At 41.5% G+C, this 11,108-nt stretch carries 5 protein-coding genes; 3 read left to right on the forward strand and 2 right to left on the reverse strand.

What is annotated here, in order from left to right; translation table 11 throughout:
- Positions 1-161: 161 nt before the first annotated feature.
- The gene (locus tag D3222_RS17455) at positions 162-5,216 is read right to left on the reverse strand and encodes an inverse autotransporter beta domain-containing protein (RefSeq protein WP_118987288.1); all 5,055 of its coding nucleotides are present in this window, start codon (positions 5,214-5,216) and stop codon (positions 162-164) included.
- Between the two features lie 490 nt (positions 5,217-5,706).
- Entirely contained in the window at positions 5,707-7,389 is a 1,683-nt protein-coding gene (locus D3222_RS17460; RefSeq protein ID WP_118987289.1) for a phage tail protein, read from the reverse strand.
- Between the two features lie 365 nt (positions 7,390-7,754).
- Between D3222_RS17460 and pth the strand changes: the two genes are divergently transcribed.
- From pth to D3222_RS17475, 3 genes are all read left to right on the forward strand, one after another.
- Positions 7,755-8,345, forward strand: coding sequence for an aminoacyl-tRNA hydrolase (gene pth, locus D3222_RS17465; protein WP_118987290.1), 591 nt, complete (start codon positions 7,755-7,757; stop codon positions 8,343-8,345).
- Positions 8,346-8,480: 135 nt separating this feature from the next.
- Positions 8,481-9,572, forward strand: coding sequence for a redox-regulated ATPase YchF (gene ychF / locus D3222_RS17470; RefSeq protein ID WP_118987291.1), 1,092 nt, complete (start codon positions 8,481-8,483; stop codon positions 9,570-9,572).
- A gap of 664 nt (positions 9,573-10,236) precedes the next feature.
- Positions 10,237-11,043: a hypothetical protein gene (locus D3222_RS17475; protein WP_118987292.1), complete on the forward strand. Its 807-nt coding sequence runs from the start codon at positions 10,237-10,239 to the stop codon at positions 11,041-11,043.
- Positions 11,044-11,108: the final 65 nt, after the last annotated feature.

An 11,108-nucleotide genomic window follows, 5' to 3' on the forward strand; every position in this document is an offset into this window, starting at 1 on the left:
TGGACTCTCTGCTAAAACCGTTATTCCTGAAACTATATCTGCTGTCAGTGTCAACATATTAAATCTCATATTAAAATTAAACGCCAATAAGTAACAAACACCTAATTTTCTATCAAGATAATGCGCTTCCACAATAATGCTTACTACCTACTATTCCCTCCCTACTTCTCACATAAAACCACATAAGTCGTTACGTCTGGCATTTTCCCATTCAACCAATGAATCTGAATCTTTTCATCATTTACTTGTAGCCCCCCCATTGTTGCTCCGTTAGCAGGGAACCTCCGGCCTAATAAACCCTTCTCAATAAGATTCAACTTCAAATCATTAACCAAATAATCAATTGAATCACCAAGATCACTCTCCTTTATCCTATTTCCTATTGTACAACGAGGTAAAGGTTGCCTCGTGTCAACACGATTCTCCGGCGAGGAAACGTAACCAACCCCCGGACCTGTCAAACTAGAATCATCAATAATTACAAAGTGATCAATTTTCACATCAGGAATAACATATTTTAAATACCGACCAGATATTGAGTGTGTAAACATCGCAGTTAATGTAGCCGTTCCTGTTTTTTTAACGCTAAAATCACCTTGTGTCACCCCAACATCAACTACGCTCTTATTACTTGAATCATATACTCCAGAATAACCATCTATATGTAATTTTCCAGGCAAATACTCGGGTTTAAACTTCATTCCTTTCCAGCCAAAGTTCATTCTTTCCTTTGGTACTGAATGCTCGAGCGGTTTTCTATCTTGAGCGTGATAATCCAATATAAAGAAGCTAGTAACATCCTGCTCATTAGCCTTAATTTCTACCGTTTTATTCTTAGAGCCAACAGATGAATCATTCACTTTGGCCGTTACCATAACAGCAACAAACCCGCCGCTTTTGCTATATACCTGATATTGCGCTTTCCCATCAGCATCTGTTTTACCATCACCCACTACCTGAGTAACCAGGTTTTTGTCAGTAATGGTAACTCCCTCACTATTTGTTGCCCTCCAAGCCACTGTAACACCACTTTTCGCCTGCCCGGAAAAATCTTTTACTGTGGCAGTAAAGGTGTAAGTATGCTCCGCGCCTTCTCCTTCTGTTACGTGATCTGGACTAACAGTCAGAGAAGCAAGCTCATCAGGGCTGATAAAACTGATTTTTTTATCCACCTTCACCGGCACCTGCTGAGTAGCCGTTTTAGCAGACACTTGTACATCAATCGCTACCACGGTACTGCTTAGCGTCGCGGTGACCTGTCCCTGTGCGTTACTCACCGAATTGCTTTGTTTCGTCAGGGTTAACCCGTCAACCGTTGGGTCTGTCTGCCAGTCGATATCGATCGGTTTATCCACTACCAGATTGCCATACGCATCTTCCACCGTCGCCGTGAAGGTATAAGTGTCAGTACCGTTATTGTAGAGTCCGCCGTCTTTGTCCACCGTGACATGGGTAACCTGATAGCTGGTGCTGAGCTCCGCAAAGCTGACCGCCCTGTTAGCGTTTACCGCCGCCGACTGACTGGCCGTTTTCGCCGATACCTGTACATCCGTCACCGCCGCCGTGCTGCTTAACGTCGCCGTGACCTGTCCCTGTGCATTGCTCACTGGGCTGCTTTGTTTCGTCAATTTCAACCCGGCCACCGGTTTATCCATCTGCCAGTCGATATCAACCAGTTTATCCGCCACCGGCTTGCCATACGCATCTTCCACCGTCGCCGTGAAGGTATAAGTGTCAGTGCCGTTATTGTAAAGTCCGCCGTCTTTGTCCACCGTGACATGGGTAACCTGATAGCTGGTGCTGAGCTCCGCAAAGCTGACCGCCCGGTTGGCTTTCACCGCCGCCGACTGACTGGCCGTTTTCGCCGACACCTGTACATCAGTCACCGCCGCCGTGCTGCTTAACGTCGCCGTGACCTGTCCCTGCGCATTGCTCACTGGGCTGCTTTGTTTCGTCAGGATTAATCCATCAACCGTTGGGTCTGTCTGCCAGTCGATATCGATCGGTTTATCCGCCACCGGCTTGCCATACGCATCTTCCACCGTCGCCGTGAAGGTATAAGTGTCAGTGCCGTTATTGTAGAGTCCGCCGTCTTTGTCCACCGTGACATGGGTAACCTGATAGCTGGTGCTGAGCTCCGCAAAGCTGACCGCCCTGTTAGCGTTTACCGCCGCCGACTGAGTGGCCGTTTTCGCCGACACCTGTACATCAGTCACCGCCGCCGTGCTGCTTAACGTCGCCGTGACCTGTCCCTGCGCGTTACTCACCGGACTGCTCTGTTTCGTCAGGGTTAATCCGGCCACCGTTTTATCCATCTGCCAGTCGATATCAACCAGTTTATCCGCCACCGGCTTGCCATACGCATCTTCCACCGTCGCCGTGAAGGTATAAGTGTCAGTGCCGTTATTGTAGAGTCCGCCGTCTTTGTCCACCGTGACATGGGTAACCTGATAGCTGGTACTGAGCTCCGCAAAGCTGACCGCCCTGTTAGCGTTTACCGCCGCCGACTGAGTGGCCGTTTTCGCCGATACCTGTACATCAGTCACCGCCGCCGTGCTGCTTAACGTCGCCGTGACCTGTCCCTGCGCATTGCTCACCGGACTGCTCTGTTTCGTCAGGGTTAATCCGGCCACCGTTTTATCCATCTGCCAGTCAATATCGATCGGTTTATCCGCCACCGGCTTGCCATACGCATCTTCCACCGTCGCCGTGAAGGTATAAGTGTCAGTGCCGTTATTGTAGAGTCCGCCGTCTTTGTCCACCGTGACATGGGTAACCTGATAGCTGGTGCTGAGCTCCGCAAAGCTGACCGCCCGGTTGGCTTTCACCGCCGCCGACTGAGTGGCCGTTTTCGCCGATACCTGTACATCAGTCACCGCCGCCGTGCTGCTTAACGTCGCCGTGACCTGTCCCTGCGCATTGCTCACCGGACTGCTCTGTTTCGTCAGTTTTAACCCGGCCTCCGTTGGCTCTGTCTGCCACTCAATGTCGATCGGTTTACCCGCTACCGGTTTGCCATATGCATCCACCACTGTCGCCGTGAAGGTATAACTGTCGGCGCCGTTGTTGTAGCGCTTCTTGTCTTTATCCACATCCACCGTTACGCCGGTAACACGATAACTGGTACTAAGCTCCACAAAGCTGACTTTTCTATCCGCATTTACCGCCGTTTGCTGGCTGGCTGTTTTCGCCGATACCTGCACATTCTCCACCGCCGCTGTACTGGTTAAGGTCGCGGTCACCTGCCCCTGCGCGTTACTCACCGGATTGCTCTGTTTCGTCAGTTTTAACCCGGCCTCCGTTGGCTCTGTCTGCCACTCAATGTCGATCGGTTTATCCGCTACCGGCTTGCCATACGCATCTTCCACCGTCGCCGTGAAGGTATAAGTGTCAGTGCCGTTATTGTAGAGTCCGCCGTCTTTGTCCACCGTCACGCGGCTGACTCGATAGCTGCTGCTGGATTCAGTAAAGCTGACTTTTTTATTCGTAGTAACACGTTCGCCATTAATACTGACGCTGACTTGTATATCGGATAATGGTGTTGTACTTGTTAATGTTGCGGTCTGTTGCCCATTTTTATCTGTTGCCTCTGAATCAGGTTTTAATTTCAATCCAGGGTCTTTTTGATTCGTATCCCAAATCAATTTAGCATTTTCTATCGGCGTTTTTTTATCAACGCCAAGCAGAGTAGCTGTATAAACATATTTCGCATTTCCATCAGCAATTAAAGGATCTGTTGTATTAACACTCAAAGAAATATTACGTTGTAATACATGAGTTTGTATCTGCACCTTCTGCTGATTATCTTTACTTGTACCTGTTATGGTGTAGTCATTTTTTCCATCAGGCTGATATTCTGGTAACTGAATCGTATAACCATGAGTGCTTTCTATATTTATAACTCCGCCATTCTTCTGGAATAATTCAGGCATATCCCAAATAATATTTTTGAATGGCGTGTCTGATTGAATTTGTATTGGTTTAACTTCACCACCGTAACCACTAATTTCTAATACAGGGACCACTAATCTAAGATGTTGCTGTTTTTTCAGGTAATTCAAAATAATATTATTATTTCTTTCAACTAAGTCGTAACGACTTCCTGCCAAACTTCGTAGTGAAGAAACATTTTCCGGTGAAAGTTGTTCTGATAATGGAATACCAAATCGGTAATTCACATTGAATGAAAATATACCATCACTTTTTCCCGCTTTCCCCAATTTATAGTCAATTCCTGCTGTGATCAGTGGAATTGGCGTATAATTTACCCCAATAGTTGCTGCATATGGATCTTTTTGTCTATTGTTAGTTCCGAATAATGCAACATTATCACCAAAATATTGTTCATATTTTATTTTGGCGCCGAGTGACGGCATCGAAGGTAAATACATGTCGGCAATAAGGTCATAACCATTTGCAGGGCGCTCGTAATAATTGATTAAATCACGGGAGTTATGCCAATTACTCAGGCGAAAATATGCATTAGCAGACATTTTTAGGTAGTTAGTCCACAGTTCACCACCCAGACCGAATCGGCTATTATTACCAGTTAAATCATTATCGTAAAAAGTGTTCGCCCCATACATCCAGTCATTTATGAATAAACGGGTTCCAATGCCTAAATTCACGGTGTCACGGCTATCTTTATGACGGTATCCATATTGAGTATAAACAAGCCAATGATCTTTATCATCATAGAAAGGAACCAGTAAGTCTACAGAACTTTCATCCAGGTGCCCACGATGATCAACATTTAGATTAATTTTGGCTGTACCAAACTGTGATAACCATTTCTGAGTATTATTTGTTATCTGACTATTTAATTTGTTGACAATATAATCTTGGGCTAATTTTTTTGGATCTGAATTTAATAACCCCAGGAGTTCTGTGCCACGAGATAGGATTAAAGGAGGCGTATTTTGATTATCATCTTTATGACTATTTTCATATAACTGGGGTATTTTGGGTTTTTCACCGCTATCGTTTTTTTCTACCGAACTTCTCTTTGATAAAAAATCACCACACCGCCTCTGGCCTGATCGCTTTTTCTCTTTATAAGTAACGTTATCGTGTAATTTCTTGCTAGCCTTTCTGGTTATCTGTTTTTTGCTATCAATATCATGCTTGATAACTGCTTCTGGATATTCCTGGCAATTTTCAACACCAACCAGAAACTTCCCTGGTTCAGATAAAGCAGGATAACTTTTTAGTAGCATAAACGCTGCAAATAGAAAACAGACGATTAGCACACACTTATTTATCTTACAATTTATTACATTACGAAAAGTACGATTTATGCTCATTAGTAATACCATAAAGTTATTGCCGTTATACCCTTCATCTTTCAAGCTGCTGCTTTGTTAGCTGCTTTCACTCACCCCAGTCACATAGTTATCTATGCTCCTGGGGATTCGTTCACTTGCCGCCTCGCTGCAACTCGAAATCTATTAGGTATATATTGGGTTTATAGCTACTAAGCACAATAAATTACTTTCCATGACTTTGTATAATGAAAATAAATTATCAGTCGATAACCATTAGTAATCACTCAGCAAAACAAAAATCGTCGTAAATCCTTTCCTAACTCAGTATTAAGTATTTACATAATTTTCATCAAAATATAAACAGCAAACCCGTTGTACAAGTATTCCAACGGGTTTGCTGTTTATTTATGATTACTGAGTTCTCACTCAGTTATTATGGTTATTATAGTTTTTCCGGCAGTTGAACTCGAATATTAATCACTCGTCCATCGGGGATATCACATAGCTCACCATCACTATAATGAATGACTTCCCCATCACTATTAACACTCTTGACGCGCTTATTTTGAGCAAATATCGGCGCATCTTTATTTTGACGATGATAGCATTCGATGGTTATATCGCCGCTAAATGGATCTACTGATTCACAAACCCAAATCAAATTTAACCCGTTGCTATCCGCCGGGACGATAGTACCACCATGAATTCCCCATGCCCCATCTTTAGCAAAACCGTTGCAACCGCTGATGCGATATTTCCCTGTCTCTATCTGTTCGACGGTCATACCCTCCGCTTCACGAGTTAGCTCATAAGTTCCGTCTGGATGAATACTCACTATGGGGCTGGATACTTTGAGATTGCCGTTAGTATCGGCAATGCAGTTATCATTAAAAACTGCAATAGGATTACCGTTATATTTCAGCTTCTCGCCAACTGTCAGCCTGCCATATTTTTTTTCGTTGCAAATATCAAAATCCGATGACCCGTCACCAGGAACCCCAATGTAGGCGGTTCTTTTTCCTCCCTCAACAAACTGGAAATATGCGTGTCTATCCGTGTCATATATTATATTAAAAACGCCTCCGGCCCCCTTTAAATTTGCCGATCCAGCATCAATCCGCCCCTCAGGAGAAACAGAAAAAACCCGGTTGTTATTAATATATGCAGCCAACTCACCACCGATTGTTAATTTGCCCGATTTTTTTTCGTTACAAATATCAAAATCCGGTGACCCGTCACTTGGAAATCCAACGTAAGCCGTTCTTTTTGCTCCTTCAATAAACTGACAATATGCATGTCTACCCGTATCATGAGTTATATTAAAAACTCCGGCATTCCCTTTTATATTCGCTGACGCGGCTTCAATTTGCCCTGCGGGAGAAACAGAAAAAACCCGTTTGCCATTAATATCTATCGTATATCCGTAGGTATCGACGCTACCGCCACGCACAATACCTGTTTTAATATAATTGTCATACCAATTGTAAAGCGTAAACCCGACTATCTCACTTGTCGGTTTGGCTCCCTGCAAAGAAACTAACATAGTCGCATTACGTTCAGTGGGCAGTGTTTCAACCTGTTTAAACCTAAAATACTGTGGATAATTTCCACCATTGGCCGATACCGCATTTTTCGCCAATTCCACTGTTTCCGATAAGCCGAGGTTTTTCACAAACGTGTTTTTATCAGGAATGTCTGCGCCATTTTGATTTTTTGCCAACCGATTATTAGCATTATCATTTACATCAGAAACAAGTTTCTGCGTTACCGCGAGGGTATTACTATTACCTATTTTATCTGTAAGCTGAGTAACACCTTTTTGTGTTAATGAAGCACTTGGTACTTCTATTGCAATTTTTTGTTCCAGCGCTCTATTTAATTGGACAATAAGTTTAGCTATATCCCCATCATCCAGAACATCATCGCTAGAATATGTCGCGATAAAATTAGCCACAACAGATGTTATTGTCGACGATTGACGTAATACCTTATTGAGCAAATGAGTAGTAATATTCTCGGGTGGAAACCCTGTTTTTAAACTCCGGCTTTCTTCATATCCTTCTTGACTCACTACATTGGCATTACTACTAATAGAAAAAGCTTTAAAATCATTTTTTTTACTCATATATCCTCCTCAAACTAAAAAAACATTATTTTATAATCAACATATTGAATTATCGTAAAAATCGTTCCACATAATTTATTTCAATTATAGCTTATCTCGGAAAAACAATAATAAAACTTTATTATGACTTAAGTAGTTAACTATTTTTGTACCACTGACAATAATAAAAGATTCAATATTTTCAAACCAGACAGATATCAAAACTATTTGTGCTTAATATCTGTAAATAACTTTTCTCCTTCCAATTTCCTCGCAAAAATTCTCGTAACAATATTTCCTGACTTTCAAACTGAACTTTGTACTTGTAGCCCCCGACAGGTAAACTATTCTTCTTTTTGTTTTATTGCCAAAAGTGAAGAAAAATAGTGAGTAACATAAAATTAATCGTCGGTCTGGCTAATCCCGGTGCTGAATATGCCCAAACCAGACACAACGCCGGAGCCTGGTATGTTGATCTACTCGCTCGGAGCCACAATCAATCACTGAAAGAAGAGAGTAAATTTTTCGGTTACACCGCCCGGATTAATATGTACGGTCATGATATTCGTCTGTTAGTCCCAACGACATTTATGAATCTCAGTGGTAAATCTGTCGCTGCCCTCGCCTCTTTTTACCGTATCCAGCCGGATGAGATTCTGGTGGCCCATGATGAACTCGATTTACCGCCAGGGGTGGCAAAAATGAAGTTGGGTGGCAGTCATGGCGGTCATAATGGCTTGAAAGATATTCAGAACAAATTTGGCAATAACCCTAATTTTCACCGCTTACGCATTGGTATCGGCCATCCCGGCGACAAAAATAAAGTTGTGGGCTTTGTGCTAGGCAAACCACCAGCCAGTGAACAAAAGCTGATTGATGATGCAATTGATGAAGCACTGCGTTGTACTGATATCCTGATGAAACAAAATATGGATAAAGCGATCAACCGCTTACATAGCTTCAAAGCCAACGCTTGATGACATGAAGTCGATAAATCTTGTCTGTAAGATCGTGATAGCCCGCCATTCCGTGTATAATGGCGCCAATTTTTTTTGACTCATCGAACAGGCTAACACAGCCTTTTGATTTATAAGTAAATTAAGGTGAAAATCATGGGATTCAAATGCGGTATCGTTGGCCTGCCTAACGTCGGAAAATCAACATTATTCAATGCGCTGACTAAAGCAGGTATCGAAGCAGCAAACTTCCCGTTCTGCACCATTGAACCCAATACTGGTGTAGTCCCTATGCCAGATCCACGGCTTGAACAACTGGCTGAAATTGTGAAACCGCAACGTATTTTGCCTACCACAATGGAATTCGTCGATATTGCGGGTCTGGTGAAAGGGGCATCAAAAGGTGAAGGCTTGGGCAACCAGTTTTTGACTAACATTCGTGAAACAGAAGCTATCGGCCATGTTGTGCGCTGCTTTGTCAATGACAATATCATTCACGTTTCCGGCCAAGTTGACCCTGCTGCTGATATTGAGATCATCAATATCGAACTCGCCCTTTCCGACTTGGACACCTGCGAACGAGCCATTCATCGTGTCCAGAAAAAAGCCAAAGGTGGCGATAAAGATGCCAAAGCAGAACTGGCAGTACTGGAAAAATGTCTGCCTCATCTGGAACAAGCGGGTATGTTGCGGGCGTTGGATCTCAGTACCGAAGAGAAAGCGGCTATCCGCTATTTGAGTTTCCTGACGCTGAAACCCACCATGTACATCGCTAACGTCAACGAAGAGGGTTTAGAAAACAACCCACATCTGGATGCGGTTCGCGCGATCGCGGAAAAAGAGGGTTCCGTGGTGGTACCGGTTTGTGCGGCGGTAGAAGCGGATATCGCCGAGCTGGAAGATGATGAACGCGCAGAGTTTATGGCTGAACTTGGGCTGGAAGAACCCGGCTTAAATCGCGTTATTCGCGCGGGCTATCAGTTACTGAATTTGCAAACTTACTTCACTGCCGGCGTAAAAGAGGTCCGGGCATGGACCATCCCTGTTGGCGCAACCGCACCACAAGCTGCCGGTAAGATCCATACTGATTTCGAAAAAGGTTTTATCCGCGCACAAACTATCTCTTTTGAAGATTTCATCACTTACAAAGGTGAACAAGGAGCAAAAGAGGCCGGCAAGATGCGTTCAGAAGGTAAAGACTATGTCGTTAAAGATGGCGATGTGATGAACTTTTTGTTTAATGTCTAAATCGTTTCTGTTGTTTTAAGGCATCTCAGGATGTTTCATTGAGTCTGAGAAATCCATTAAAATCCACGTAATTACGTGGATTTTTTATTTTATGAATAACATATTTAACTACCGTGAAAATCATTCACCATAATTTACTTCAGTCATAGTCTAGCTTAGAAAAATAATAATTGAACATTCTTACAACTTAAATTGACAACTATTTTTATAATTGATAGAAAAAACAAAACCACCCAATAAAGATATTTCAACCAAGAAGTTAATATAATTGATCGTAATTTTCATTTGTAATAATTAATTTTCAATAAATATCAACCAAAACAAATCGACAAATAATTAATAATAAAATGTATCATTAGGAAATAAAAAAAATAAATTACCAGATAATATAATGTAAGACTACTCTATTAAAATAACAGAAAGCACAAATTTTTCCATAATTGACTTTACATACTACATTTTTATACTATAATTAAAAGATTAGATATATATTTTCACCTATTAATTAAGATATTCTCGGTTTTCAGGAACATATGTTTATTACATAAATAAAATCCTATATTATTAATATAAAATAAATTATAATTTCTTAATCTGTAATTCATATTTAGTAAAAAAATAAAAATCAATCACTTAGCTAATAAATCCATAAAGGAAAACAGCCATGAAAGATATATTAACAAATTCTGATCATAAAATTAAAGATGTTCAAGAGTGGATAGAATATATTAAACACAGAAGAGAAAAATATTCTAATACGCAGCAACATTCAGATAACATTTTTACTCATTTCTTAGAAACGGAGAATCTTTCTGATATACAAAGTCCAGCCAGTATAGCAGCAACAAATGGATACACAATATTCGCCAAGAAATCTGCCACATCAAATAAATACCCAGTCAGCGTCACTGAAGGTCTACAAACTATCATCAATTTATGTCGAGTAGCATCAGGCTATGACCCATTGGAACCAGAAGGTAATGGCAATGCGCAGAAATTCATTGCATTCACAACAGAAATAGCGAAAGTTCCCTTTCTCTCTTTACTACGGAAAGACACAAGTACGATTGCTCAACAAAGTCATGATACCAATGTCTTGATCGATTCTTTTGTCGAGTCCTTTAGAGGACTATCTCCCCAGGATAAAATCACCATTAAAACTTATTTGAAAGCGTTGATTAATACCGCCTTATCATATGCCGATCAAAAAGAAAAAAAATCTAACCTGGTACAATATGCTCTGGCTAAAACCCCAAATGGGGTATCACTCTTACTCTATTCTTCTGTGCTGACAATAAAGGAAGTAGATAATAAGGGTACTATAAAATTCACTTCTCATTATAATCTTTGCCAAGCAGAGTATAATCTCAGCCAGAAAATGTGGGAAATAGTAAAATCTGCATTCGAGAAAGAAGATAAGATAACTATAGAATATTTAATTGATTGTATGACAACTAAAATGAAGGCATAAATTAAAAAATTTCTATAAGTAGATTAATTGATTTATATCAATAATATTATTACCAATATGTAATG

It is taken from the genome of Photorhabdus sp. CRCIA-P01 (assembly GCF_003545805.1).
GTDB lineage: Bacteria > Pseudomonadota > Gammaproteobacteria > Enterobacterales > Enterobacteriaceae > Photorhabdus > Photorhabdus antumapuensis.